This window comes from Pseudolabrys sp. Root1462, assembly GCF_001426945.1.
Classification (GTDB): domain Bacteria; phylum Pseudomonadota; class Alphaproteobacteria; order Rhizobiales; family Xanthobacteraceae; genus Pseudolabrys.
Genome location: NZ_LMFS01000001.1, coordinates 339,594 through 365,661, shown reverse-complemented (window position 1 = coordinate 365,661; position 26,068 = coordinate 339,594). Strand labels below are relative to the sequence as shown.

At 63.5% G+C, this 26,068-nt stretch carries 25 protein-coding genes; 11 read left to right on the top strand and 14 right to left on the bottom strand.

What is annotated here, in order from left to right; all coding sequences use genetic code 11:
* Nucleotides 1-26 precede the first annotated feature (26 nt).
* Entirely contained in the window at nucleotides 27-1,118 is a 1,092-nt protein-coding gene (locus tag ASD45_RS01640; RefSeq protein WP_056909883.1) for a histidine kinase dimerization/phosphoacceptor domain -containing protein, read from the top strand.
* A 59-nt stretch (nucleotides 1,119-1,177) separates the two neighbouring features.
* Nucleotides 1,178-1,441 (top strand): hypothetical protein, encoded by a 264-nt coding sequence (locus ASD45_RS01635; protein WP_056909882.1) that lies wholly within the window; start codon nucleotides 1,178-1,180, stop codon nucleotides 1,439-1,441.
* Nucleotides 1,442-1,454: 13 nt separating this feature from the next.
* On the opposite strand, the gene ASD45_RS01630 is transcribed toward ASD45_RS01635, so the two are convergent.
* Genes ASD45_RS01630 through ASD45_RS01575 form a run of 12 tightly spaced genes read right to left on the bottom strand, consistent with a single transcriptional unit; the run spans nucleotide 1,455 to nucleotide 14,317 of the window.
* Nucleotides 1,455-2,033, bottom strand: coding sequence for a peroxidase-related enzyme (locus ASD45_RS01630; protein WP_056909881.1), 579 nt, complete (start codon nucleotides 2,031-2,033; stop codon nucleotides 1,455-1,457).
* A complete protein-coding gene (locus ASD45_RS01625; protein ID WP_082540584.1) occupies nucleotides 2,030-2,521 on the bottom strand; it encodes a hypothetical protein in 492 nt (163 codons plus the stop codon). Before ASD45_RS01625 ends, ASD45_RS01630 begins: the two co-directional genes overlap by 4 nt.
* 27 nt (nucleotides 2,522-2,548) lie before the next feature.
* On the bottom strand, nucleotides 2,549-3,646 hold the full coding sequence (locus ASD45_RS01620; RefSeq protein WP_056909880.1) for a PLP-dependent cysteine synthase family protein: 1,098 nt from the start codon (nucleotides 3,644-3,646) through the stop codon (nucleotides 2,549-2,551).
* A 2-nt stretch (nucleotides 3,647-3,648) separates the two neighbouring features.
* Nucleotides 3,649-4,326: a DUF1028 domain-containing protein gene (locus ASD45_RS01615; RefSeq protein ID WP_082540583.1), complete on the bottom strand. Its 678-nt coding sequence runs from the start codon at nucleotides 4,324-4,326 to the stop codon at nucleotides 3,649-3,651.
* Nucleotides 4,327-4,363: 37 nt separating this feature from the next.
* The gene (locus ASD45_RS01610) at nucleotides 4,364-5,653 is read right to left on the bottom strand and encodes an FAD-binding oxidoreductase (RefSeq protein ID WP_056909878.1); all 1,290 of its coding nucleotides are present in this window, start codon (nucleotides 5,651-5,653) and stop codon (nucleotides 4,364-4,366) included.
* Entirely contained in the window at nucleotides 5,650-6,300 is a 651-nt protein-coding gene (locus ASD45_RS01605; RefSeq protein WP_056909877.1) for a VOC family protein, read from the bottom strand. Before ASD45_RS01605 ends, ASD45_RS01610 begins: the two co-directional genes overlap by 4 nt.
* Nucleotides 6,297-7,118, bottom strand: coding sequence for an ABC transporter permease (locus ASD45_RS01600; protein ID WP_056909876.1), 822 nt, complete (start codon nucleotides 7,116-7,118; stop codon nucleotides 6,297-6,299). The genes ASD45_RS01605 and ASD45_RS01600 overlap by 4 nt, the downstream gene beginning before the upstream one ends.
* 3 nt (nucleotides 7,119-7,121) lie before the next feature.
* Nucleotides 7,122-7,979, bottom strand: a complete 858-nt coding sequence (locus tag ASD45_RS01595; RefSeq protein WP_056909875.1) for an ABC transporter permease — start codon at nucleotides 7,977-7,979, stop codon at nucleotides 7,122-7,124.
* Nucleotides 7,980-8,034: 55 nt separating this feature from the next.
* Nucleotides 8,035-9,087: an extracellular solute-binding protein gene (locus tag ASD45_RS01590; protein WP_082540582.1), complete on the bottom strand. Its 1,053-nt coding sequence runs from the start codon at nucleotides 9,085-9,087 to the stop codon at nucleotides 8,035-8,037.
* A 57-nt stretch (nucleotides 9,088-9,144) separates the two neighbouring features.
* Nucleotides 9,145-11,124 carry a hydantoinase B/oxoprolinase family protein gene (locus ASD45_RS01585; RefSeq protein WP_056909874.1) on the bottom strand — a complete coding sequence of 660 codons (1,980 nt, stop codon included), beginning with the start codon at nucleotides 11,122-11,124 and terminating at the stop codon, nucleotides 9,145-9,147.
* Entirely contained in the window at nucleotides 11,121-13,178 is a 2,058-nt protein-coding gene (locus tag ASD45_RS01580) for a hydantoinase/oxoprolinase family protein (RefSeq protein ID WP_244485164.1), read from the bottom strand. Before ASD45_RS01580 ends, ASD45_RS01585 begins: the two co-directional genes overlap by 4 nt.
* 17 nt (nucleotides 13,179-13,195) lie before the next feature.
* On the bottom strand, nucleotides 13,196-14,317 hold the full coding sequence (locus ASD45_RS01575; RefSeq protein WP_056909873.1) for an ABC transporter ATP-binding protein: 1,122 nt from the start codon (nucleotides 14,315-14,317) through the stop codon (nucleotides 13,196-13,198).
* A 188-nt stretch (nucleotides 14,318-14,505) separates the two neighbouring features.
* On the opposite strand from ASD45_RS01575, the gene ASD45_RS01570 reads away from it, so the two are divergent.
* Nucleotides 14,506-15,483, top strand: coding sequence for a LacI family DNA-binding transcriptional regulator (locus tag ASD45_RS01570; RefSeq protein ID WP_056909872.1), 978 nt, complete (start codon nucleotides 14,506-14,508; stop codon nucleotides 15,481-15,483).
* Between the two features lie 192 nt (nucleotides 15,484-15,675).
* On the opposite strand, the gene ASD45_RS01565 is transcribed toward ASD45_RS01570, so the two are convergent.
* Complete coding sequence (locus ASD45_RS01565) at nucleotides 15,676-16,326, bottom strand: XRE family transcriptional regulator (protein WP_056909871.1); 651 nt, start codon at nucleotides 16,324-16,326, stop codon at nucleotides 15,676-15,678.
* 258 nt (nucleotides 16,327-16,584) lie between these two features.
* On the opposite strand from ASD45_RS01565, the gene dapA reads away from it, so the two are divergent.
* The 8 genes from dapA (at nucleotide 16,585) to ASD45_RS01525 (ending at nucleotide 24,827) form a co-directional block, all read left to right on the top strand.
* Nucleotides 16,585-17,484 (top strand): 4-hydroxy-tetrahydrodipicolinate synthase, encoded by a 900-nt coding sequence (gene dapA, locus ASD45_RS01560; RefSeq protein ID WP_056909870.1) that lies wholly within the window; start codon nucleotides 16,585-16,587, stop codon nucleotides 17,482-17,484.
* 15 nt (nucleotides 17,485-17,499) lie between these two features.
* Nucleotides 17,500-18,927, top strand: coding sequence for an FAD-binding oxidoreductase (locus tag ASD45_RS01555; protein WP_056909869.1), 1,428 nt, complete (start codon nucleotides 17,500-17,502; stop codon nucleotides 18,925-18,927).
* Nucleotides 18,928-19,036: 109 nt separating this feature from the next.
* Nucleotides 19,037-19,882 carry a transporter substrate-binding domain-containing protein gene (locus ASD45_RS01550; protein ID WP_056909868.1) on the top strand — a complete coding sequence of 282 codons (846 nt, stop codon included), beginning with the start codon at nucleotides 19,037-19,039 and terminating at the stop codon, nucleotides 19,880-19,882.
* A gap of 95 nt (nucleotides 19,883-19,977) precedes the next feature.
* Nucleotides 19,978-20,646 carry an amino acid ABC transporter permease gene (locus ASD45_RS01545; RefSeq protein WP_056909867.1) on the top strand — a complete coding sequence of 223 codons (669 nt, stop codon included), beginning with the start codon at nucleotides 19,978-19,980 and terminating at the stop codon, nucleotides 20,644-20,646.
* Between the two features lie 7 nt (nucleotides 20,647-20,653).
* Nucleotides 20,654-21,418 carry an amino acid ABC transporter ATP-binding protein gene (locus tag ASD45_RS01540; protein ID WP_056909866.1) on the top strand — a complete coding sequence of 255 codons (765 nt, stop codon included), beginning with the start codon at nucleotides 20,654-20,656 and terminating at the stop codon, nucleotides 21,416-21,418.
* 6 nt (nucleotides 21,419-21,424) lie between these two features.
* On the top strand, nucleotides 21,425-22,720 hold the full coding sequence (locus tag ASD45_RS01535) for an FAD-binding oxidoreductase (protein WP_244485163.1): 1,296 nt from the start codon (nucleotides 21,425-21,427) through the stop codon (nucleotides 22,718-22,720).
* Nucleotides 22,720-23,688 carry an ornithine cyclodeaminase family protein gene (locus tag ASD45_RS01530; RefSeq protein ID WP_162249381.1) on the top strand — a complete coding sequence of 323 codons (969 nt, stop codon included), beginning with the start codon at nucleotides 22,720-22,722 and terminating at the stop codon, nucleotides 23,686-23,688. The genes ASD45_RS01535 and ASD45_RS01530 overlap by 1 nt, the downstream gene beginning before the upstream one ends.
* Entirely contained in the window at nucleotides 23,685-24,827 is a 1,143-nt protein-coding gene (locus ASD45_RS01525) for an alpha-hydroxy acid oxidase (protein ID WP_056909864.1), read from the top strand. Before ASD45_RS01530 ends, ASD45_RS01525 begins: the two co-directional genes overlap by 4 nt.
* Here the strand turns inward: ASD45_RS01525 and ASD45_RS01520 are convergent.
* Nucleotides 24,824-26,062, bottom strand: a complete 1,239-nt coding sequence (locus tag ASD45_RS01520; RefSeq protein WP_056909863.1) for a pyridoxal phosphate-dependent aminotransferase — start codon at nucleotides 26,060-26,062, stop codon at nucleotides 24,824-24,826. The genes ASD45_RS01525 and ASD45_RS01520 overlap by 4 nt on opposite strands.
* Nucleotides 26,063-26,068: the final 6 nt, after the last annotated feature.

Sequence of the window (26,068 nt, the reverse complement as noted above, 5' to 3'; positions counted from 1 at the left end):
CGCGCTTGATGGGATGAAAGGTTCGCATGTCCAGTTCGACCCAGTCGAACGAGGCTCTGTTTGTCGATCTCGAGGACGGACTGACACTCGCGCAAGCCATCGTCGACACCGTTCGCGATCCTCTCATGGTACTCGACCACGATCTGCGCGTTATTGCCGCGAGCCGGTCCTTTTACAAAACTTTCAAGCTCTACCACGCCGATGTACGCGGCTGTCTTTTGTATGAAGTCGACGGCGGCCAATGGGACATTCCTGAGCTTCGCGAATTGCTGGAAATGATTTCAACGACTCATGAGGCTGTCGAGGGATTTGAAGTGGAGCGGGAATTCCCGACGATCGGGCACCGCGTCATGCTGCTCAACGCCCGCAAGGTCTTCTACGAAAAGGGCAAGCACACGACGGTACTGCTCGCCTTCGAGGACATTACAAGCCGTCGCGCGATCGAGCTGCAGGTACAGGAACTTCTCGTGGAGAAGGACATGCTGCTGGAGGAGATGTCGCATCGCGTCGCCAACAGCCTGCAAATCATCGCCAGCATCCTTTTGCTCAAGGCGCGGGCCGTCCAGTCGGAAGAGACGCGGCTCCAACTGGAAGACGCGCATCAGCGGGTTATGTCAATGGCTGCGGTGCAGCAGCACTTGCGCGACACCGGCGGCGGCAAGCCCATCGACATCGGCAGTTATCTGACCAAGCTGTGCGAGACGCTGGGCCAGTCCATGATTGCCAGTTCCCGGCCGATTTTGCTGACTGTCGAAGCCGATGCCGGCACCGCAGTTTCGCGCGATGCCGTCAGCATGGGTCTGATCGTCACCGAACTGGTCATGAATGCCTTGAAGCATGCATTCCACGAAGAGAAGCCGAATGCGACGATCGTCGTTTCGTATAAGGTCTCGGGAACGGACTGGCGACTGACGGTTGCCGACAACGGCACCGGCAAGCCGGACGTCGTTGCCAGCGACACCAAGCCCGGGCTCGGCACCAGCCTTGTCAAGGCGCTCACCAGACAACTCGACGCTGTCGTGGAAATCGACAGCGGCTCGGCCGGCACCGCCGTCTCCATCACACACGCGACCTTCAAATCGGCCGCGGCGAAAGTCGATGAGATGGTGGCCGCCTGATTTGTGAGCCGCGGGGCAAAAGCCCTCGGCTCTAACCTCACAACAATAAGGAAAACCCCATGGCTAAAATCGCAATCGCCCAACCGGCAAAAAGCCACGACGTGAAGACGGATGAAACCAAGAAGCCGGTCAATCTGCGTGCAAACGTGATGCCGAGCGACGGCTTTGTCTTGCAAATCGACGGCAAACTGAAGACCCGATACGACAGCTCCGAAGAAGCAGTGACCGCGGGTCGCAGTCTCAAGGAACGCTATCCGGTAATTCAGGTTGCGGTCTACGACGCCGCCGAGCGTGTCTATACGCCTCTGGAACTCGCCGAATAATCCCTGAGACCGCTTAGCCCGCCGGAATCGGCTCGCCAAGCGTGTGCATGAGGCGGTTGGCCCAGCCAAAGATCGCCGCCGAAAGGATGAGGTCGAGGGTTTCCAGCGGAGTAAGGCCCTTGTCCCTCAACCTCGCAACGTCGTCCGCCGACGCGGCCGGCGGGAAAGCCGACAGTTTCGACGAAAAATCGAAGATCGACTGCTCCCTGTCCGGCAGCGTCGCATCGAGTTCCTTTGCAAAGATTTCTTCGACGACTGCCGTCGTCTTCGTCGCCTGATTGTAGTGCCGCGCATGCACGGCGATGCAGTACACGCAGCGATTGACGATTGACGATCCGATCGCGCCCAGTTCGCGGCCGCCGCGGTCGAGACCGTCGCGGCCATACATGATCGCGTTGAACAACGGCGATCGGTGCAGCAGCGATTCCGGATCGTGCGCCAGAACCAGGACGTAGTCCGATATCTTCTTGTTCGCCGGCGTTATTTTCAGTGCCTCGCGCTGCGCGGGCGTCGCCTCTTCGAGCTTCACCGGCGTCACGAATGGCCGCCAGTCGAGAACATCCGTCGTGTAGTGGTGGACAGCCGGCTTCATTGCGCGGCCTCCATCAGGCGCAGGCCGGAAATAAGGCGGGCCTGGTAGCCGAGAAACGCCGCTAGTTCCGCAAGCCGCACGATATCGGCATCGCTCACACCGGCGCGCTGCAAGGTCTCGATATCCGACTGCCGCGCGGTCCGCGGCTGGCGCGTCAGCCGGTCGGCATGGTCGAACACGGCGCCGAGCCATGGATCATCCGGGCGTCTTGCCGGATCGACCAAATCCGCCAGATCATAGGCGCCTTCGCCATGCGAGAACTGATCGAAGTAGTGGTCCCGTAGGACAGGATCGCCGAGGCGCTCGGCCGCCCGCACCGCGATAAGCGCTCGAACGGTATGAGACAGGCCGCCGGGGTCCGCGGGCGTCAGCACCGCCTGACGACTCTTTTCGGTGAGGTCCATGATGTCTTCGCGCCGCGCAAGAAGCGCACGTAACGGGCTATCGGCCGCAAGACCGGCCAGGGAAGCAATAAGATCCATCGTCATGGTGATTTCAATTCCGTCGTCTGCGGATCAGGCGACCTCGAGGTCGCAATCAAACGAACCAGCGCGCAGAAAGTCTTCGACCTGCGTTCCGGCGGCGAGGCAATCGATACCGCAGGCATCGAGCCATTGTTGAGCGTAGTAGGTTTGCGTGTAGCGCTCGCCGGAATCGCAAATCAACGACACCAGCGACCCGCGCTCCCCGCGGCGGATCATGTGCGCCGCCTTCCAGCACAACGCGAAGAAGTTGCAGCCGGTCGAAGCACCAACGCGGCGGCCGAGGTGATTCGATAGCGCCCGCATGGCGCCAACGGCGGCATCGTCGGGTACACGAACCATCTCGTCGATCACCTCCGGGATGAACGACGGCTCGACGCGCGGCCGCCCGATTCCCTCGATTCGTGAGGCGCGGTCGCAGGTGATCGACGAATCGTGGTTCCTGTAGCTGTCGAAGAACGCCGAAAATTCGGGATCGACGCCGAGCAGCCGGGTCGGCAGCCGCTTGTAGCGAAGATACCGGCCGATCGTCGCTGTCGTACCGCCGGTGCCGGCGCTCATCACGATCCAGCTCGGAATCGGATGCTCTTCTTCGGCGAGCTGTTCGAAGATGGATTCGGCGATATTGTTGTTACCGCGCCAGTCGGTCGCCCGTTCTGCGTAAGTGAACTGATCGATGTAGTGGCCGCCAATTTCGGCGGCGAGACGTGCGGCTTCGTCATAGATTGAAACGCCCTGCTCAACAAAATGGCAGCGCCCGCCATAGTGCTCGATAGCGGCTATCTTGTCGCAGGATGTCGCCTTCGGCACCACGGCGAAAAAAGGAACGCCGATCATGCGCGCAAAATACGCTTCCGAAACGGCGGTCGACCCCGACGAGGCCTCGACCACCGGCATGTTCTCGCTGATCTTGGAGTTGCACAGCGCGTAGAGAAACAGTGACCGCGCCAGCCGATGCTTCAGGCTGCCTGTCGGATGCGTCGATTCATCCTTGAGATAGATGTCGATGCCGCGGAAGCCGAGCTCGAGCTTCAAAAGATGCGTGTCGGCCGAGCGCCTTTGGTCGGCCTCGATCAGCGCGACAGCGCGATCGATCCAGTGCCTGTCTTCCACGCCGGGGTTCAGCATCATGATCAAACCTGAAGGGCTGAGTTGATCAAAGGTTTCAGTTCCGCCGGTTGAAGCACCTGGACGACGAAGCGGTCGACAATCGGCTTGTATGCGCTCCATAAGCCGCGCAGCCTGGCCGCCGGGCTCGGCTCGAAATCGACCCGCAGATCGACCAGAGGCCAGGCATGCCGGTCGACGATCAGCAACGCTGCAGCCATGGCCGGCTGGGTTTCGCCGCCGGCTTCCACACCGGCATCGAGAGCATCAAGAAGACGCTCGGCGAAGAGCCCGGCGCCGGACCGTTCGTAGCCGCGGACCATTGCGGCGGTGACGTCCGGATGGGCCAGGAAATTGCCGACCGAAACGCAGGCATCGCCCTCATAGGCGGTGGCGATGGACTCGATATTCGGACCGTTGAAGTATGCGGTGCGCCCGTCGCGATCCACGGCGGCGAACTGGCGCAAGCCGGGATGATCGTTGGCTGCAATGAGGGCGTTGACTGTCTCACGCGCCGAGAGGCCTCGCGCCAGCAGATCGAGTCCGAACGGGCCGCTGCGGATATCGGTGCGGTGCTGCGTCGCGATGGTGCCGACGCCGGCACGCGCCCACGCGCAGCGATTGCCGACAGCTATGCTCGAGCTCGCAACCGCGATTCCGAACATGCCACTCGCACGATCGAGCGCGGACAGTGAAAATGTCATTGCTTCTCCTCTCCGCGCGGCGTCCGAGGCTTGGGCATCAGACCTCCCGGCTGTCTTTGAAGCGGTACCAGGGCAGAATGAGCCGCGCGAAACGCGACACGACGAAATGAAAAGGGATCGGCTCCGGCTCGGTCGGCTGCACCGCGAGCTGTTTGTCAGGCACCCCTTCGAGCGCATCGGCCAGCACCGGCGCCATGGCGCAGGCCAGCGCCAGGCCGCGCCCATTGCAGCCTATCCAGGCACACAGGCCGTCGGGACGGCGATGCAGATGCGGCAGGCGGTCGAGCGTCATCGCAATGCGGCCGCCCCAGAATTGCGTCATCAAGTTCGGTGGCAAGAACGGAAACGCCGCGCGTAGCCGCCGCTCGACCAGGGCCGGGAGCCGGCGTGCTGCCGCCCATTGAAGCGCCAGCGCAGCGCCTGACACCAGCCGGCCCTCGCGGTCCTTGCGGAAATAGCGCAGGTCCATGCGCGTATCGGACGCCGCTTCATCGTTCGGGAGGATTTTGTGGGCCGCATAGCCCAGCGGTACTGTCGCAGCCTGATAAGATGTCACAGGGACAACTGAACGACGAAGCTCCGGCCAGAGATTGCCGCTGTGGGCCGCCGTTGTCAGAGCGACCTTTGCCGCCGTTACCTTTCCGCGGGGCGTGGTAACCACCCAGCCATTACTGCCGCGCGTCAGTTCGAGCGCTGGGCTGCCCTCGTAGAGCCGAACACCTTCACTCGCCGCGCCGCGCGCAAGGCCGACGGCGAAAGCGTAGGGATTGATGTGGCCGCTGCCACGGTGTTCCCAGCCGCCGTAATAACCGCCGGTGCCGAGCCGCGCCTGCATATCCGTTGCTGCGACAGCCGCTGTTGGTGCGCCGGCCTCAGCCCATTGCGCGGCAAGGTCGGCGACACGCCGGGCGCGGCCGGGCGAATGCGCCGGCTGGAGCCAGCCGGTGCGGCGCGCATCGCAATCGATCTCGTAGCGGTCGATAAGCTCATAGAGCACATCGACCGAGCCACGGACGAGATTGATGAAACGCTCGCCGCGCTCGCCAGGCCAGACCTTGCGGATCGCAGCCGGGCCATGACGCGTCAGAGCGCCAATGACCTGTCCGTTGGCCCGGCCCGATGCGCCGTAGCCGACTTTCGCCGCCTCGAGCAGCACGACGTTGTGGCCGCGCCGGCGCAATTCGATCGCCGCCGCGAGGCCCGCATAGCCGCCACCAACAACTGCAACATCCGCCTCGACGGCTTCGGTCAAAGGTGATGCGCTGAACGTTTCCCGGCACAGCGCCATCCACAGCGGTGACGGTGCATCCGACGGCCACGAATTCATGACGCGACCACCTCGACTTCGATGCCGCACACGGCATCAAGGTCGTGATAGGCAGACGCCTTCCCGGCGAAGGCCAGGCGCGCTGCTCCAGCAAAGATCGCAATCCCCGCATCGCCGACAAGCTTCGACAGGCTGCCCGCTTCCGGGAACGTCACCGTCGTCAGCCGCGACGCGCCGTTGGTGTGGCGCATTGCATCCGGCCGCCACAGCAGATCCGGCGTATGGTGTTGGCAAACCAGACACTGCATGCCCGGCGTTTCAGCCGAATCGATACGCACCACCGAGAACTTGAGTTCGCCATCGCCGGTCGTCCGCGAGAAATTGCGCACAGGGCCAACCTTGATGCCCTGCTCGGCCAAGGCCGCAGCCGCAGCGTCGACATCGTCGCTGCGGAAGGCAATCCCGCGCACGCCTGCGCCTGAGGCCAGCAGTTCACGCCACGTCGTATTGGCCGGCGTCTCGGCGACGATACCCATGAGCTCGACATAGCTGCCATTGAGCATGATGCAGCGATTAGCGGTGCCCATTTCGGCGCTGTGCCGCGTTTCCCGTGTGACGGCAAATCCTGCGGCCTCGAAAGCGGCACCGGCCGCCGACAGGTCACGGACCAGCACCACCACGTGATCGAGCGGCAGCGCCAAACTCATGCCGCCACCGTCATCTTGTCGATGCCGTAGATGCGATCGACGACGATGAGCGCGGCCACAGCCATGACGAGCTGCAGCGTGCTCAGTGCGGCTATGCTCGGATCGAACTGATTTTCCATGTAGCTCAACATCACGACCGGCAGCGTGTTGGTGCGGGCGCTGCCGAAGAAATAGCTGATCGGCAGGTTGTCGAACGACGTCAGGAAAGAAAACAGGGAGCCCGCCATGATGCCCGGGCGGATCAGCGGCAGGGTCACGTGCCAGAACACCTTCAGCGGGTTGGCGCCGAGGATCGCGGCCGCCTCCTCATAGGCGGGCGGCAGGCCGGCATAGACACCGGCCGAGGTGCGGATCACGTAAGGCAGGCAGACGATGGTGTGGGTGATCAGAAGCGCGTTGAACGACACGCCGATGCCGAGCCACGATAGGAAGAACAGCGAGGCAAAGCCGATGACAATCATCGGCATCGACAGTGGCGACAGCAGAAAGGTCATGACCGCGCTGGCCCATGCCGCCCGCGACCGCGCAAGATAAAGGCAGGCCGGAACGCCGAGCAGACAGGACAGCACTGTCGCGCCGATCGCCACCTCGATGCTGACGATGAGCGCGTCGACGAACGGCTGATAGGCGAAAATGTGCCCGAACCACTTCAGCGACCAGCCCGGCACCGGGAACGTGACATAGCCGGCCGACGTGAACGACACGACGACGACGACCAGGATCGGAGCCAGCATGAAGATGAAGAACAGCACAACGAACGCGCCGAGCACGACATTGACCCAGTCAATTCCCCTGCCCGCCACACCCCTACTCGCCATGGCTCAGCTCCCTCGCCGACGAACGAGACGCAGTTGCAGGAACAGACAAACGACCGCGATGACCAGCAGGATAGTGCTCATGGCGCTGGCCATGCCGAAATCGCGCGTGGTGTTGAACTGCTGGTAGATCATTAGGGGCAGGGTCTGCAGGCCGCCGCCCAGCAAGACCAGGGTGACGAAGCTGCCATTGGCGATCATGAACACGAGGATGGCGCCGGTGCCGACGCCGTCGAGCGACAGCGGCAGCGTCACTTCCCAGAAGGTGCGAAAACGCCCGGCGCCGAGGATCTTCGCCGATTCCTCCAGCCGCAGGTCGATCGATTGCAGCACGGTCGCGATCGACAACACCATGAACGGCACCAACACGTGGACCAGCGCGGCAACAGCGATCTCCGGCGAATTGGAGAAGCGCAATGGCGCGTCGATCAAACCGAGCTGATCGACCAAGACGTTATTGACGAGACCGCGACGCGCGAACAGCACCTGCCAGCCGAAGGTGCGCATGATGATCGAGGTCAGCAGCGGCGCGATCAGCAGGAAGATAATGAGGCCCGCCCAGCGACCGGAGCGCCGCACCAGAAAATACGCCACCGGGTAGCCGATCACGATCGAGATCAGGGTGACGCCGGCCGAAAGCAGAACCGTTTCCGCCGTGACCCGCAAATAGAAGCTGTCCGTCAGCAACTGCCCATAACGCGACAGCGTGAAGCCGCCGGCATCGTTGACGACGCTGCGCAAACCGTTCTCGACCAGTGGCACGACGAAGAAGACCAGCAGAAACAGGACCGCTGGCACGACGAGCGCCCAGGGCCTGAGCAGCGCGGCCGGTTTTGCTTTGGGAGCTGTGAATTCGATCGTCATCCACTCGCCTCGTTAAAGTACGGCCGCCCGGTCGATCCGGGCGGCCGCGTCGGCCTCAGCGGCCGATTTCGCGATTCCAGCGGTCCACCCAGTCGTTCCGCACCTTGGCGATCTCTTCGTAGGGCGGGAACACGGTCTTCTGCCACGGCGTGATGCGCGGCTTCAGTTTCTCGCTGTAAACCACATCGACGTTGGTCACGCCGTAGCTGAGGATCTCAGCGAACTTCTCCTGGTTCTTGGCGTCCAGCATCTCGTTGAGATACGGCCAAGCCAGCGGATTGGCGTTCTTCGGCTTCTGGATGGCGACGCCGTTGAGCGAGCCGCCCTCCGACGGGTTGATGAAGTCGATCCAGGTCGCGCCGCTGTCGAAGTGATTCCAGGTGCGGCCGTCGAAATAGATGCCGAGTTCGGCCTCGCCTGACGACAGATGATTGAAGAAGTCGTTCGGCCCGCCCCAGAACACCAGGTTCTTCTTCATCTTGGCCATGGCCTTAAAGAACGGATCGACGTCGTTGACGCCGCCGCCCAGCGCCTTGGCCATCGCCCAGATCAGCATGATCGGCGTCACGGCGTAGGCGATCGACGGCACCGACGCCACGAACTCGCCCTTGGAGACGCGATCGACGAATTCGGCGAATGACTTCGGCGGGTTCTTGACCTTGCTCTTGTTGAAGGTGATGCCGCCGACGCCGTAGTCGAGCAGCGTGCCCTTGCCCTTCACCGAATCGGTCAGCTCTTTCGGGATCTTGGCGAGGTTCGGCAGCTTGTCGACCGTGAAGTCATCGACCAAGCCGGCATTGGCCGCGATCAGCGCCAGGTCCGGCGTCATGATCAGCATGTCGATCGGCGGATCGTTCGGCGAAGCCTGCACTTGCGCCAGCCACTGCGGCGGGCCACCGAGCGCGATGTTCGCCTTCGCCTTGGTCTTGGCTTCGAACGGGTCGCAGAAGCACTGGCGCACCGCCGTTTCCCAGACGCCGCCGAAGGCGGTAACCGTGATCTCGTTGCCAGCCTTGGCGCTGGCGAAGCGCGGCAGCGTGCCGGTCATCAGCCCGGCGCCCAGCGCAGCGCCGGCACCCAGGAAGGTTCGTCTCTTCATAATCGTCATCGGATTTCTCCTTGAACTGGAAAGAGGGTTCGTCGCGACATCATCTGTAAGGCTTACTCAAAAGCTGTCGGCCGCGGCCGCCAGCCTGTCTCTAGCCATTTGCATGGCCGCATCGCCCGCGCCGCTGCGCGGGAAGTCATCCGGCAAACAAGAGAGAACCGACTGGAACATTTCCGTGCGCCGGCGCTGGCGCACCGCGCCGGGCAAGGCGACCAGCGAACGATTGATCCGGTCCATTGTCGAGGCGCCGAACACGGCGTCCCAGCGCTCGCGCTCCGGGCCCTGGCTGTTGGCTTCGTTACTCGGGGCAAGTCCCGTGCGCCGCTGTTCGGTGGCCTTCGCATCGATGGCGCCGTCCTTGATCACCACGCCATAATTGGCCGCCGCGCCTGCCATCGTGACAAACCCGTTGGTGACATCACGCAATACTGCCTCAACGTCGCGGCGCGCCGGATCGCCCCAGCCGCCGGCGCCGGGCGTGAGGAAGGTGACCGTGTCGCCGGCGTTCACCGTGAGCACATCGATCTTGCCAAGCCGGCGCTCCGTCGGCTGGCCACGGTTGATGATCAGCTCGGCGAGCGCGCCCGGCTTGCCGCCATTGGCGCCCCAAGGCCGGAACAGCAGCCGCTCCATGCCGCGGCCCAGCACATTGGTGTCGTCCGTCAGGATGCGAAACGTCAATTCCATGCCGCAGCCGCCGCGCCATTGGCCGGCGCCGCCGGAGTCCGGACGCAGCGCGTAGGTCGTGATCTCAACCCCCATCTCGGCTTCGACAGTCTCGACCGGATTGTTGGCGAGATTGGAAATGCCGCTATCGCGGCCATCGACGCCGTCGCGACCGAAGCGCGCGCCGGTGCCGCCAATCATTGGCTCGACGACCTGCACGCGCCGCCCGCCGTGCCCGTTCGGCTCGGCCATGACCACCGGAATGACAGTACCGGATGACGCCGCCGGCATAACATCCGGCAGCGCCTTGCCGAGTGCGCCGTTGAGTACGTCGTTGACGCGGATAGCCGCGGCATGGCGTACACCGGTCGCCGCCGGCTCCTGGGGATTGACCAAGCTGCCCTCTGGCGCCGTGATGCGCACCGGATCGAGCAAGCCGGCGTTGAGGGGAGTCGTCGGGTCGAGCGTGTTCACCAGCGCCAGGATGCGCAGCGTCAACCAGGCATGCGGACGACCGAGCGAGGGAATGTTCATCGCTGTCGCGACCTGCGGATCGGTACCGGTGAAATCGAGATGCACCGTGCCGTCCTTGAATGTCGCCGCCAGGGCCACACGCACGGGCAACCGCGTCGCCGCATCGTCATCGAGGTAATCGGAAAAGCTGTAGGTGCCTTCCGGTACGCGCTTCAGCACGGCGTGCGCCTTCTGTGCGGCATAGGCGATGAGATCCTTGGCCGAGGCAGCAACGGCTTCGGCGCCATGTTGGCTGATAGTCTGTTCGAGACGGCGGCGTCCCGCCGTCAAGGCCGCGAGCATGGCGCGGATGTCGCCCATATTGGCGTCCGGCGTACGGCTGTTGGCGTCAAGAAACAGACGCACCTCCGGCGTCATCTCGCCACGCTTCATCAGCTTCACCGGCGGAATGCGCAGGCCTTCCTGGAAGATCTCGGTGTTGACGGGCGAAATGCTCGAAGGCACGCGGCCACCGACATCGGAGCAGTGTACGAAGCACCAGCCGTAAGCGATGATCCTGCCCTCATGGAAATACGGCTCAATCATGTGCAGGTCGGGCAGATGCGTTGAGAGGCCGACCGAGCGATAAGGATCGTTGGTGAGGATCACGTCGCCCGGCTCCAGAGAGCCGACGGCTTCGATCGTCGGCAGGCACTCGAGGCCGACAAAACCCGACACGCCGATCGAACGCGGATAGGCGAAGAAGCGGCCGTCGAGTCCGGCGAGCGCACAGGCAAAGTCCGCGGTTTCCTTGACGTAAAGCGTGCGGCCGGTCCGCTGCAGCGTCAGGCACATTTCTTCGCTGACCGCGGCCAGCTTGTTGCCGAGAATGGCGAGTGTGACCGAGTCGAGCTTCACGATTGATGTCTTTCCAGATGCAGGTTGTTCGCAGCGTCAGTGCGCGCCGACCAGCCCGGCAGCACGATGGTGGTCGTGTCGTCCTGTTCGATGATTGCCGGTCCCTTGATCGTGTCGCCTGCGCCGAGGCGCGCGCGTTCATAGACGGCAGCGGTCAGCCACACACCCTTGCGGAACAGGCGTCGCTCGCCCTTCGGCGTCGGCTTGCCGCTCGAGGCCGCGATCGTCTGCTGGGACAGCTTCGCCGTTTCGCCGACCATGGCGAGACGCGCGGTGCCGAGCTCGATCTCGGTGCCCGCATCACGGAAACCGTAGATGCGCTCATGCTCAACGTGGAAGGCTTCGGCGACAGCCGCCGCGGCCTTGCACCCTTGGCTCAACGCGACCCGCAGTTCATAGGCCTGCCCGGCGTAACGCATATCGACGGCGCGCTCTATTCGGCGACGCTCGGCCTGTTCGCCTTCGCGATCGAGCCAGGCGTTACCTTCAGCGGCAAGCTCCGCGAACACCTCTTGAAGCACCTGCGCACTTTCGGCGGTCAGCGGCCGGCGCAAGCTGCGCACGAAGTCGCGCCGCAGATCGGCGGCCGCGGCGCCTAGCGCGCAGAACGTGCCGGCTGCCGGCGGAATGACGATACGCCCAATGCCGACCTCCTCTGCCAGCAGGTTGGCATGCGTCGGCCCCGCCCCACCGAATGGCAGCAGCGCGAAGGTCGCCGGATCGAGACCGCGCGCGGCCAGCGTCTTGTAGAGTTCAGTCGCCATGCCTGCGGTCGTGACCGCGAGTGCGCCTTCGGCGGCGCGCGCCGCCGCCTCCTGTCCGTCGAGGCCGATGCGCGCGCCGATCTCGGCGAGCGCGGCTTCAGCGGCGTCTTTGTCGAGCGGCATGCGGCCGCCGAGGAAGCCGTTGGGATCGATATAGCCAAGCGCCAGGTAGCAGTCGGTTACGGCCGGTTCGGTGCCGCCGCGACCATAGGACACCGGGCCTGGCACGGCGCCGGCGCTACGCGGCCCGACTTTCATCACACCGTGATCGTCCACCCAGATGATCGAGCCGCCGCCGGCCCCGATTGCCGACACATCGATCACCGGCAGCACGAGCGGCAAGCCGCCGATGTCAGTGCGTGTGGCCAGCGCCGCGGCGCCGTCATTGACGACAGCGATATCAGACGACGTGCCGCCCATATCGAAGGTGATAATCGAGGTGACGCCCGCCGCGCTCGCAAGTCGTGCCGCCGCCATCACGCCGGATGCCGGACCGGACAGAATGGTTTCGACTGGGCGGTCGGCCGCCGAGGCAAGGCTCAGCGACCCGCCGTTCGACGCCGTGATCAGAATTGGCGCATGGACGCCGTCACGCTCGAGGCCCTTTTTCAGACCAGCAAAATAGCCGTGCATCAGCGGCTGGATGTAGGCATTGAGACAGGCGACGAGCGTACGCTCGTATTCGCGGATCTCCGGCCAGATCGCCGCCGCCGACGTCACCGCAAGACCGGTCTTGCGCGCCAGCCGTTCCGCGAGATCGAGTTCAACCGATGGCTTGGTATAACCGTTGATCAGCATCAAGGCCACGGCATCAACATTGAGGGCCTTGAGTTCGTCCGCAACGCGATCGAGCTCGGCTCCGTCAGCCGTGCGCGTAACACTGCCCGAGGCCGAAAGCCGCGCATCGATCTCAACGATGCGATAGCGCGCGACGAGCGGCTGCTCCTTGCTGGCATGAAAATCGAACGACGACGGCATGCGGCTGCGCGCAATTTCAAGGATATCGCGATAACCCTTGGTCACGACCAAGCCGATCGACGCGCCGCGCCGCTGAATGATGGCGTTCAGGCCAATCGTCGTGCCGTGCATGATTGTCGCGACTTCGCCAGCCGAAATGCCGGCCTTTTCGAGCAACGACTTGAGACCGTCGATCAGGGCGCGAGACGGCTCGTCGGGCGTCGACGGCTCCTTGTAATAGATAAGGCTGTCGTTGCGCGGGTCGGCCAAAACGAAATCGGTGAAGGTCCCACCGACGTCGATCCCGATACGCGAACCATGCTTCTGCATCATCGCCACTTTCAATTCGCTTATGGGCTGACCGGGACCGCGTCTTCGGGCGCCCAGCCTAGTTTCAGAACATCACCGAGGCGGAACGAGACCGCGCCGAGCGGGCCATCGGCCTGCCGATAGACGAACAGTTCGCGGCCGAGTGCCGGCACGTCGAGTTGATAGGCGGCGTAGTTGCCGCGGAATACTGCGCCGATGATGCGCGCTTCGAAGTTCACGCCGCTGCCCTGGTCGGGCCCGAGCCGCATGCGCTCGGGTCGCACCGACAGCATCAGCGAACCGCTTGGCTGGACCTGCCTTTCAAGCGGCACCGCAATGTCGCCGCCGCGGCCCGACAAGATCAGTTGCTTGCCATCCGCCGACGCCTTGCCCTCGAAAATGTTCGAGGTACCAAGAAACTCAGCAACGAAGCGGCTGGTCGGGCGGTCGTAGATGTCATTGGGCTGGCCGATCTGCAGGATACGGCCGTTGCTCATGACCGCGACCTTGTCGGCCATCGACAGCGCCTCTTCCTGATCGTGCGTCACCAGCAGCGTCGTAATACCAAGCCTTTGCTGCATCCCGCGGATTTCGAACTGCATGCTTTCGCGCAAAGACTTGTCGAGCGCGCCAAGCGGTTCGTCGAGCAGCAGCACCTTCGGATTGACAACGAGCGACCGCGCCAGCGCGACACGCTGCTGCTGGCCGCCGGACAATTGCGCGGGATACATGTCGCCGCGGCCGGGCAGCCGGACAAGATCCAGCATCTCTGCAACGCGGTTCTCGCGCTCGGCGCGGCCCACGCCCGCCATGCGCAAGCCGAATGCAATATTTTCCGCGACATTACGATGGGGAAACAGGCTGTAGTTCTGAAACACCATGCCGAGATTTCGCTTGTGCGACGGCAGGTGCGTGACTTCGGTCTCGCCGATGCGGATCGAGCCGGCATCAGGCATCTCGAAGCCGGCGACCATGCGCAACGTCGTGGTCTTGCCGCAGCCCGACGGGCCCAGCAGCGCCACCAATTCGCCGGCCTGGGCTTCGAGATCGAGATCCTGGACCGCGATTGTCGACCCGAATGTCTTGCGGACGCCTTCGAGAGACAGTGCCTCCGCTGTCGGACCAGACGTCCCGCGAGAATTCGCAGCGGAGAGGGATGACATACAGAGAACCGTTCCCAAACAGGATTTGTAGCGCTACAATTATCTGACCATTACCGCCCGGTATGAGTCAAGGGACTGATATTGCGAATTCGGCGGCACTTGAAGACAAGGATTTTCCGGCCTCCTCCGTTCCGGAAAAGGTTGAACCGGCAATGTCGAAACAACGAGAAAAATCAGGTCCAGTGACGATGCATAAGGTCGCAGCCGCGGCCGGCGTCTCGCCTATGACGGTGTCCAACACATTTCGCTACCCCGCCCGCGTCCAGGAAGAGACCCGGCAGCGGGTGCGCGAGATCGCTGCAAAGCTCGGATACATCCCCAACCACGCGGCGGGCAATCTCGCCTCGGGCCAGAGCCGGGTCATTGGCGCGGTCATTCCCTCGATCAAAAACTCGAGCTTTTACAAATATGTACGCGGGATGCAGGACACGGCGAGCGAGCAGGGTTACGAACTGGTGCTGAAGCTCGCAGACACGCTGGAACAAGAGACTGCCGCCATCCAGACCTTCCTCGGCCTGCGCGTCGCCGGCATTGCGTTGGTCGGCGACCAGCACGAAGACGTCGCCATCGACCTAATGCGCAAAACCGGCGTACCGGTGGTCGAATCGTGGGTCCACGACAATCCCTTCGATCTGGCCGTCGGTTACTCCACGGTCGCGGCAACGCGCGCGATGGTCGATCTGCTGCTCGACGCCGGCCGCGAGCGGATCGGTTTCATCGGCTACGCCGGCGCCGTCTCGCATCGTTTTACGGAGCGCGTGCCCGCGTTTCAGGAGCGGCTTGTCGCCAAAGGGCTGCGTTCGGACCTGCTCTATCTTGTCGATGAAGCTGATGGTTTCGGCGCCGGTCCCAAAGCTCTTGAGGGACTCTGCAAGCTCGATCCGAAGCTCGATGCTGTGCTCTGCCCGACCGACATCGTCGCCGCGGGCGTCCTGTTCGAATGCGGCCGACGCGGCTGGAAAGTGCCGGACCGTCTCGCCATTGCCGGCTGGGGCGATTACGAAATCGCCTCGGAAACCACGCCGGGGCTAACGACGCTTCAACCTCACGCTTACGAGATGGGGCAGGAATCGATGAACATGATCATCAAGCGTGTCGCCGGCAAAAAGCCGAGAGGCAAAGTCGTCGACACGGGATTCCACATCGTCAAACGAGCAAGCGTTTAAGAGCAAGGCATTGGCTTAAGCCAAGAGGCAGCGATGTGCCGCAAGGCCCTACCGGCAATCGCTCCTTCAGGATATCCAAATCGAGCGCACCAAACTCCGCAGGCTCCAGCCACGGCGTCATCATCGCAGGCGTGCCAGCTCGCATTCCGTCTTCGCCCTAAGGCCGCTGAGTGAAGCCGTAAGACACGGCGCTCAGATATTGACCAATACCCAAAGTACCACCGCATCCTTCGGACCCTTCGAGGTCCAAGTGTGTTCGGTGGTTGCGTCGTAATAGACGCTGTCGCCCTTGTTGAGTTCGAGTGGTTCGTACAAGCGGCTGTGAACGACCAAGGTGCCTTCGAGCACGGTGACGAAGATTTCCGCGTCGGACTTGGCCCAAGCGGCGTATTCGTCGGTCGAGCGTGCCGTCACGGTCGTCAGAATCGGCGTCGCCCGCTTGTTCTTAAGATCGGCGCAGAGCAGGACGTTGTTACAGGTTCCCGTGTTGTGCGCGCTACCGGCGCCGGCGCGGGTGATGCTGCGGCGGCCGCCGAAGCCGGCAGGCTCATCATTCTGGCCGTCGACCAGAGTCACCAGTTCGACGCCGAGGCCTTCGGCGATCCGCTGCATGGTCGAGATCGTCGGCGACAGCTCATTGCGCTCGATCTTGGAGAAGGCTGAAGCCGAGACGCCAGTCAGCGTGCTCGCATCCTGCAAAGTCAGGCGCCGCGCCTTGCGGATCTTATGTAAGCGGTTGCCGATATCGACCGGCGCTTTCGAATCGTCATTGCCACCGACATCGCCGCGCCGCCCCCCGGGCGACAGCCTATCCTCTTGATCGACTAGCGAAATTTCCGGCATTCCTGATCTCCCTGCCCGTCCTGTTAGGCACAGAACGGCGGCGGCACGGCGAAGCTGTAGCATATGTAGCCACACCGCTTCATTTATAATAATCACTCGTATTTTTCCGATAGTACAATTTTTCTATTTTGATGTTGACAGCTATAAAATAGTCGATGAGGCTATAAGCACGAAAAATGCCGCCAAAAAGCGTCCGTCACGACCTCAAGTCAGTTGGCGAGCGCATCAACGGTCGGCGCTGTGTAGGGATTTCCCGGAATGCCTCTCACCAAGATCGACCTCCAAGGCTTGTTCACCGCCATCGTCACGCCACTGACGGCGGATGGCGCGGTCGACACCAAGGGCCTTCAGGCGCTGGTCAAATTTCAGCTCGCCGCCGGCGCGTCAGGCATCGTCCCGATCGGCGGCACTGGCGAGTATCCCGCTTTCTCCCGCAGCGAACGGCGCGACATCGTCGCCGCTTGTGTCGATGCGGCTGGCGGCAAGCCCGTGATCCCCGGAGTCTTGTCGACCGGTTTCGCCGACGCGCTGGAGGCCGGCCGCGATTTCGCTGCCGCCGGCGCCGCGGCCGTCATGACCGTGACGCCTTATTACGCGCCCGGCACCCAGGAAGGCATGCGCGCCTATTTCCGCAAGTATCGCGACAATCTCGATCTGCCGGTGATGCTTTATCAAATCCCGCGCCGCACCACCGTCGCCGCGATGGCCGACACGGTCCAGGCGATGTCGGAAGACGGCTCGATCATCGGCATGAAGTATTCATCCTATGACATGCCGGACTTCATCCGTACCGTGAAATATTGCGGCGACAAGATCGCCATCCTCAGCGGCGAAGAGCCACTGTTCGCGACCCACGTCGCACTCGGCGCCCAAGGAGGCGTGCTCGCCTCGGCGACGATCTATCCAAAGATCTGGCTTGAGATCTTCGCGCTCGCCAAAGAAGGCAAGCTCAAGGAAGCGCTCAAGGTTCAGGACCGCATCGATCCGGTGGTGGACTCGATCTACACCGAGACCAACCCCGGTCCCTTGAAGACCTACATGGAAATGGCCGGCATGCCGGTCGGCGGCGTGCGCCTGCCCCTGCTCGGCCCCGCGCCGGAAACGCTGGCCAAGCTCCAATCGGCCGCCAAATACGCCAAATCGATCAATCTCACTTAACTGGGACACGCCGTCTTGCTCGACCGCTTGCGCAGCATCGTCGGAGACAAGGGATTGATCAGCGATCCCGCCGACATGGCGCCGTGGCTGTCGGACTGGCGGCAGCGTCGCACCGGCAAGGCCATTGCGGTGGTCTCGCCGGCGACCACGGCAGAAGCCGCGGCCGTCGTCGCGCTTTGCAATGAAGAAAATCAGCCGATATTTCCGGTCGGTGGCAACACCGGACTCTGCTTCGGCGCCGTGCCCGAGAGCGACCGGCCGAACAAGCCCGGCATCGTCATCTCGACGCGCCGGATGAACAGGATTCGCGCCATCGACCGCGCCACCGGGCTGGCCACCGTCGATGCCGGCGTGGTGCTCAACGAACTGCATGAAGCCGCGACCACGATCAATCGCCAGTTCCCGCTCTATCTCGGCAGTGAGGGCAGCGCGCAGATCGGCGGTCTGATCTCGACAAACGCCGGCGGCACCGGGGTTTTGCGCTATGGTCCGATGCGCGATCTTGTTGCCGGCCTCGAAGTTGTGCTGGCCGACGGCCGGGTCCTCTCCGACCTCACCGGGCTGCGCAAGGACAACACCGGCTACATGATGCGGCAATTGTTCGTCGGCGCCGAAGGTACGCTCGGCGTCATCACCGCCGCGACATTGAAGCTCTATCCGCGCATGTCGAATGCCGCGCATGCCTGGGTCTCGGTGCCGAACCCGGCCGCCGCAGTCGAATTGCTCGCCGCGTTTCAGGACCGCGCCGGTTCTTACATCCAGGCTTTCGAGCTGGTCTCCGCGTCGCAGTTCGAACTGGTGAAGCGGCACATCGACAGGGTCCGCTTTCCTTTCCCTGAAATTCCGCGATGGTCGGTGCTGATCGAACTCGGCAGCGAGGATTCGACGACGGCGCTGGGCGACATTCTCGAAACGACGCTCACCGGTTTTCTCGAGCGCGGCGCCGTGCTCGACGCAGCAATCGCTGCCTCCGAACAGCAGGCTGCCGACTTCTGGCATGTCCGGCACTCGGTATCCGAGGCCAACAAAAAGGAAGGCATCGGCATCGTTCTCGATGTTGCGGTCCGAACCTCCGACGTGGCCGCCTTCATAGCCGAGGCCGACAAGGTCGCGGCGACGCGCTATCCCCAGGCGGTGGTCGAAATCGTCTGCCATCTCGGCGACGGCAATGTCCACTATATCCTGATGTTCTCGCACGAGTTCTGGGCGACGCTGAAGGACCCGGAAGCCTTCGCGCTCGAGATCGAACGCGACATCCACGACGTCGCCGCGAAATATTCAGGAACATTCAGCGCAGAGCATGGCGTCGGCCGCAAGCTCACCGAAGAGCTGCATCGCCTCGCCGACCCGCTCCGCTACGAACTGATGGGCCGCGTCAAACAGATGTTTGACCCCAAAGGCCTCATGAATCCCGGCGTCCTCCTTGAAGGAGGCGCAGCATGACAAGGGCACCAGACAACATCGGCCGGGATCGGTGCCCATCGGCGATCAAGCCGCTACGAATGCCGGATGAAATCTGACGACAATACGATTCAACCAAGGGGAGTTGCTTATGATCGGAAGACGAGATCTCGCAGGCTTGCTGGGCGCCGGTGCCGTCACTGCCACCGCTCTGACACTCGCTTCGGGCGCCGCGAAAGCGCAAGGCGCCCAGAACACCTTCGATCGCGTGATCGCTGCCAAGAAAGTCCGTGTCGGCGCCGTCGCCGCCGGCCTGCCGTGGTGGTACCGCGACAATGCTACCGGCAAATGGGGCGGCCAGTTCTATGACATCTCGTCGGCGCTCGCGACCGACATGGACGTGAAGCTCGAACTGGTCGAGACCACGTGGGGCAATGCCATTCTGGATCTGCAATCGGACAAGATCGATGTCATGTTCGGTCTCAATCCGACGCCGCAGCGGGCCATGGCGATCGACTTCACGGGCAAGGTTTACGACAGCGCGCTGGTCGTCATCGCGCGTCCCGGCTTCGAACCGAAGACCTGGAACGACCTCAACGATCCCAAAGTCAAGATTTCGGTCGACGTCGGCTCGGCGCACGACCAGGTCGCCAGCCGGCTCTGCCCTAAAGCGCAGCTCGTCAAGTTCAAGTCGATCGACGAAGCGACCTTGGCCTTGCGCAGCCAGCGCGTCGACGCACAGTGCATCTTCTGGATGGGCGGCGTCCGCGCGGTGAAGAAGGATCCGGCGCTCGGCAAGGTCGTCGTGCCGCAGCCACTATTTGGCTCAACCTCGAACGCCGGTGTGCGGCGCGAGCCCGACAAGACCTGGCGGGACTTCCTCACCACCTGGATCGTCTACTCGCAAGGTCTCGGCATTATCCGGACAGCGGTGGCGAACAGTCTCGAGCATGTCGGCCTGTCACTCGACGACATCCCGCCCGGTGTGACGTTCTAGGATACGATCAGCGGAGGCTCCCGGCATTCGTCGGGGGCCTTCGCCTCGCCTTCGCGGCGAGGCGTGCCGTTTCTGACACGCAAATGAGCTTATAAATGATAAGTTATACTTGGCACTTCGAAGTCATCTGGCAGTACTCCAGGCTGTTTCTGGCCGGCACCGGTGTGACCATCGGCCTGACAATCGCGGTGGTGATCCTGGGCCTGCTCATCGGCCTTGTCGCGGGGCTGATGCAACTCGCCCGCTCGCCGGTGCTGCGTTGGGTGTCGTGGGCCTATATCGAGATGTTCCGGCTGACGCCGCTCCTGGTGCTGCTGCTGTGGTTCTATTACGCACTGCCGATGCTGACCGGCATCAAGATTGACGCACTGTCGGCCTCTGTCATCACCCTGTCGCTGTACGGCGGCTCGTTCTATGCCGAAGTTATTCGCGGCGGGATCGTCTCGATCGAATCCGGGCAAACCGAAGCGGGGTTAGCGCTCGGCATGACGCCGGCGCGGGTGATGCGACGCATCGTGCTGCCGCAGGCCATCAAGCGGATGATCCCGCCGCTGATGAACCAATCGATCATCCAGTTCAAGAACACATCGCTGGTGTCGGTGCTGGCGGTGCCCGACCTGCTGTATCAAGGGCAGGTCGTGGCGATGGATACCTATCGCGCCCTCGAAGTCTATACCGCCATCGCCGCCATTTATTTCGTGGTCCTGCTGCCGCTCACGGTTATCGTCAAGATGGCCGAACGGCGCCTGGCGCAAAGCAACTGAGGCGCGGATGGACAACTGCAAAATCGAGATTTCCGCGTTGCGCAAGAGCTTCGGCGCGCTCGCCGTGCTGCGAGACATCAATCTCAAGGTTGAGGCGGGCTCCGTCGTGGCACTTATCGGCCCATCGGGCTCTGGAAAATCGACGCTGCTTCGGTGCATCAACCTGCTGGTCCTTCCCGAAGGCGGCCGCATTCGGGTCGGCGACGATGCCTTCTCCTTCGACGGCAATGCCAAGCTGTCGAGCACGCGCGAGCAGGCGCGCTTTCGCTCCAACACCGGCATGGTGTTCCAACACTTCAACCTGTTCCCGCATATGACCGTGGTTCAGAATGTGATGGAAGGCCCGCTATCGGTGAAGCGAATGCCGAAGGCGAAGGCCGAAGCTGTCGCCCGCAAGCTCCTCGACAAGGTTGGCCTCAGCGACAAGGGCGATGTCTATCCGAACAAGCTGTCCGGCGGCCAGAAGCAGCGCGTGGCGATCGCCCGTGCTTTGGCGATGGAGCCGGCGGTGATGCTTTTCGACGAGGTGACTTCGGCACTCGACCCCGAACTGGTCGGCGAAGTGCTCAACGTCATTCGCGATCTCGCCGCCGATGGCATGACAATGATCATTGTCACCCACGAAATCGGCTTTGCCCGAGAGGTCGCCGATCGCGTCCTGTTCATGCGCGACGGCGTCATCGTCGAGGAAGGCCCGGCCCGGGAGGTGATCGACCATCCCAAAGAAGAGACGACTCGTGTATTCTTGAGCCACTTCCACAACCGTGGCTGAGAATCAGTGACCGTGCCGAGCGAAAACAAGCTGACCATCGCCATTATCGGAGCCGGCATTGTTGGGCTCTGCGCGGCCCTCGAAGTGCAGCGCGATGGGCATGACGTCATCATCGTAGAACCGGACGAAGCCGGCGGCCGGCAGGCGGCCTCCTACGGCAACGGCACCTGGCTCAATCCAAGCTCCGTGCTGCCGATGTCGACGCCCGGTCTTTGGAAGCAGGTCCCGGGCTTCCTGCTTGACCCCAACGGCCCCTTTATTATTCGCTGGCGCTACCTGCCGTCGCTCGCAGGCTGGCTCATCCGCTTCGTGCTCGCCGGCCGCACCTGGCAGCAGATCGAGGCCTGCGCCGCGCAGCGCTACGAATTGAGCCGGACCACGGCGCAGGACCATGCCGCGCTGGCGCAGGAAGCCGGACATCCCAAACTGATCCGCCAGAACGGCCTGATGTTCATCTATCCCGGACAGGCCGACATCGATGCGGAAAGCCAGGCGTGGCAGTTGCGCAAAAACCTCGGCATCCGTTTCCGAAAGGTTGAAACCGCCGAACTGCGGCAGCGCGTGCCCGAACTTGACGATAGCTATACGCTCGGCATGCAGGTCGACGACGGCGGTCAGGTCGTCGATCCGAACGCCTATTGCAGCGCGCTGTTCCAGTTGGCGCTGCGCCGCGGCGCGACGCATAAAAAGGCGCGCGCGACCGGCTTCAGCTTCAACGGCAACCGTCTGTCCGCGGTCTTGACTGACGGCGAACCCGTGCCCTGTGACCGCGCCGTGATCGCCGCCGGTGTGCGCTCGCGCGATCTCGCGCTCAAGGCCGGCGACGACGTGCCGTTGATCTCCGAGCGCGGCTATCACGTCGTCATTCCCGATCCCGGCTTCGATATTCCGACCGGCCTCATGCCGTCCGACGGCAAGATGGGCGTGATCTGGACGCCGCAAGGCTTGCGGCTCGCTGGCCAGGTCGAGCTCGCCTCCCTCGACGCGCCACCGAACTGGGGACGCGCGAAGATTCTGCTCAATTATGTGCGCCGCATATTTCCCGCCCTCGCCACTAAGGCCGATCAGGTCGAGAAGAGTATCGGTTCGGACAACTACTGGATGGGCCACCGACCGTCGACTCCGGACGGACTGCCCTGCATCGGCGCGGCCTCCGGTTCGCCGGATATCTTCCACGCCTTCGGCCATGGACATGTCGGCCTGATCCAGGCGCCGGCCAGCGGCAAGCTGGTCGCCGCCCTGATCGCCGGCCGCGAGCCCGGCTATGATGCAACGCCCTTCTCCGCGCGTCGGTTCGCATGATGAGCGGAACGCTCCTCTATCTGTCCGAACGCGATGTGCAGAGCCTCGCCATTCCGCCGGGTGATGCGCGGCGGATCGTGCTGCAGGCGTTTCGCGACCACGCCGCGGGTTTGAACCTGAGCCTGCCGAAGAGCGCGCTGATGCTCGGTGCCGGCCATGGCTTTCAGGCGATGCCGGCGGCGTCGAGTACGCAAGGCATCGCAACGCTGAAGTGGGTGGCGATCGCGCCGGTGCCGCCGGGCGGCACTGCGCGCAGCATCAACGGCCTGATCATCGTCAGTGACTACGAGTCAGGCGTGCCGATCGCGGTACTCGACGGCAACGAGGTCACGCTGACGCGCACCGCCGCGATGTCGGCCGCCGCCGCGTCCTGCATGGCGCCGTCCAACCCGAAGAGCATCGGCTTCATCGGCTCCGGTCTGCAGGCTCATGCCCACCTCGCTGCCTTTCTCGATCTCTATCCCGGGCTGAGGCAGGCGTTCACATTCAGTCGCAGCCGCAGTTCAGCCGAGTCGCTTGCCGCGGCCGCCACGCAGCGCGGCCTCGATGCCACGGTCACTGGTGATGCGGATGCCGTTCTCGCGCAATGCGACATCGTCATTTCGATGGTGCCCGGCGCGCCGGGGCTCAAGGCCTTCCTCGATGCGCGGCGCATGAAGAAGGCCGCCTTCGCCTGCGCCGTCGATACCGGGCGGAGCTGGATTCCGGAGAGCCTGCCCGCATTCGACGTTTTGGTGACGGACAGCCTGGCGCAGTCGAAAGCGCCTTATGACATCAACGGCGATCCTGTGACGACGGTGCGCTTTGGCAACGATCTCGTGCATATCGCCGGCGTCGACCAGCCTGTGGCCGGTACGGCGCGCTCGCTGTTCTGCTATCGCGGCTTTGCCATCGCCGATCTGGCTGTGGCGCATCTCGTCATCGAGCATGCCCGCGACGCCGGCAAAGGCGCGAGCCTGCCGCTATGACGGCATTTGGGCACATCCTCAATGTCGAGGATGCCCGCCGCGCCGCGAGACGCCGACTACCCTTCGGCCTGTTCGAATATATCGATCGCGGCACCGAGGACGAAGTCGCGATCGCCGGCAACCGCGCCGGGCTGGACGCTATCAAGCTCGCGCCGTCGGTGCTGATCGACATTACCCAGCGATCGCCGGAAGCGGAGATTTTCGGCATCGTGCAGCCGAGCCCATTGATTATCGCACCGACCGCAGTCGCCGGTCTGGTCTGGCATGACGGCGAGATCGCGCTCGCCACGGCCGCGGCCCAGGCCGGCATCCCGTTCTGCGTTTCGACGCAGTCGATCACACCGATCGAACGCATCGCCGACGAGTCCGGCGCGCGGCTCTGGTTCCAGCTTTACGTCTGGAAGAGCCGCGAGCGCACGCTGGCGCTGATCGACCGCGCCGCAAAGGCCGGCGCCGAGGCGCTGGTGCTCACAGTCGATACCGCCGTCGGCCCGGTGCGGGAATACAATATTCGCAACGGTTTCGGCATTCCGCTCAAGCCGTCGCTACGCGCCGGCATCGACCTAGTGCTGCATCCGCGCTGGACGCTCGACGTCATGCTGCGCGCGATCCTTGCCTCCGGCGTGCCAACCTATGCGCATTACCCGGACGAATTCCGTACAAAGCTCGGCCGCACAGCGCTGTCCACCGAGGTCGATCTGGCGCCGGACGTCACCTGGGACGATGTGCGGCTACTGCGCCGCCGCTGGAAGGGCAAGCTGATCCTCAAAGGAATCCTCACCGTCGAGGATGCCCGAACCGCGCTGGACCACGGCGTCGACGGCATCGTGGTGTCGAACCACGGCGCCCGCAATCTCGATTGCGCCCCAGGCCCGACCGATGTGCTGCCGGCAATCGTCGCCGCGGTCGGTGACAAGATCGAGATTCTCGCCGACAGCGGCGTGCGCCGTGGCGCCGATATTGCCCGCTTCATCGCTCTCGGCGCCAAAGGCGTCATGATCGGCCGCGCCACGCTATACGGCGTCGCCATTGGCGGCGCGCCGGGCGCCAGTCGCGTGCTGGACCTGCTGCATCAGCAGCTCAGCGCGACCATGGGCATGCTCGGCGCGCGGCGCCTGAGCGACATCCGCCTCGCCTAGGGCCGCTTGAGCTTCGCGCACGCCGCCGCGATGCGGTGCAGCGCCTCGGTCAGTTCCGCCTCCGAGGTCGCATAGGAAATGCGGAAATAAGGCGCGAGGCCGAAGCAGGAGCCCGGCACCATGGCGACATCGGCGTCCATGACATAGTCGCAGAAATCGCCGTCGGTCTGGATCGGACCGCCGTCCGGCGTCACCGTGCCGATTTTGCCCGCGCACGTCGCGAACACGTAGAACGCACCCTGCGGCCGGATGCAGCGGATGCCGGGGATGGCGTTGAGCCCATTCACGACGAGGTCGCGCCGCTTCTGGAACGCCAGCCGGCGCTCGGCGACGATATCCTGCGGGCCGTCGAGCGCGGCGATTGCCGCCGCCTGGCTGATCGACGACGGACACGAGGTCGATTGGCTCTGCACGATCGACATCGCCTTGATCAGCGCCGCCGGCCCGCCGCCATATCCAAGCCGCCAGCCGGTCATGGCGTAGGCCTTGGACACCCCGTTCACAGTCAGCGTGCGGTCCTTCAGGTCCGGCGCGACTTGGGCAAAGGTCGTGAATGCGAAATCGTCATAGGTGATGTGTTCATACATGTCGTCCGACATCACCCAGACACCGGGATGGCGGCGCAGCACGTCGGCCAAAGCTGCGAGGTCCTCGCGGCGATAGGCGGCGCCGGTCGGGTTGGACGGCGAGTTGAGCAGCAGCCAGCGCGTCTTCGGCGTGATCGCCGCCTCGAGCTGTTCCGGCGTCAAGCGGAAACCGGATTCAGCACCGCACGGCACGGTCACCGCCACACCGCCGGCAATGGCGACGATATCGCTATAGCTGGTCCAGTACGGCGCCGGGATCACGACTTCGTCGCCGTCGGCCAAGGTCGCCATGAAGGCGTTAAACAGCACCTGCTTCGCTCCGGCGCTGCAGGTGATTTCGTCTTGGGCGTAAACGAGGCCGTTCTCGCGCTCAAACTTGCGGCGCACCGCTTCCTTCAATTCGGGCGAACCGTCGAGCACGGTGTAGCGCGTCTGGTTGCCGGCGATGGCGCGCATCGCCGCGTCCTTGATGTGCTGCGGCGTCTCGAAGTCGGGCTCGCCAGCGCCGAGCACGATCATTGGCCGGCCAGCTCGCTTGAGCGCGGCCGCCTTGTCCGTGATTGCCAAGATCTTGGACACACCCATGGCGGCGAGCCGCGGCGCGATGTGAAACGCCGCCTTCGGTGCGCTCGTCGCCATCATGTTCATGCGCCT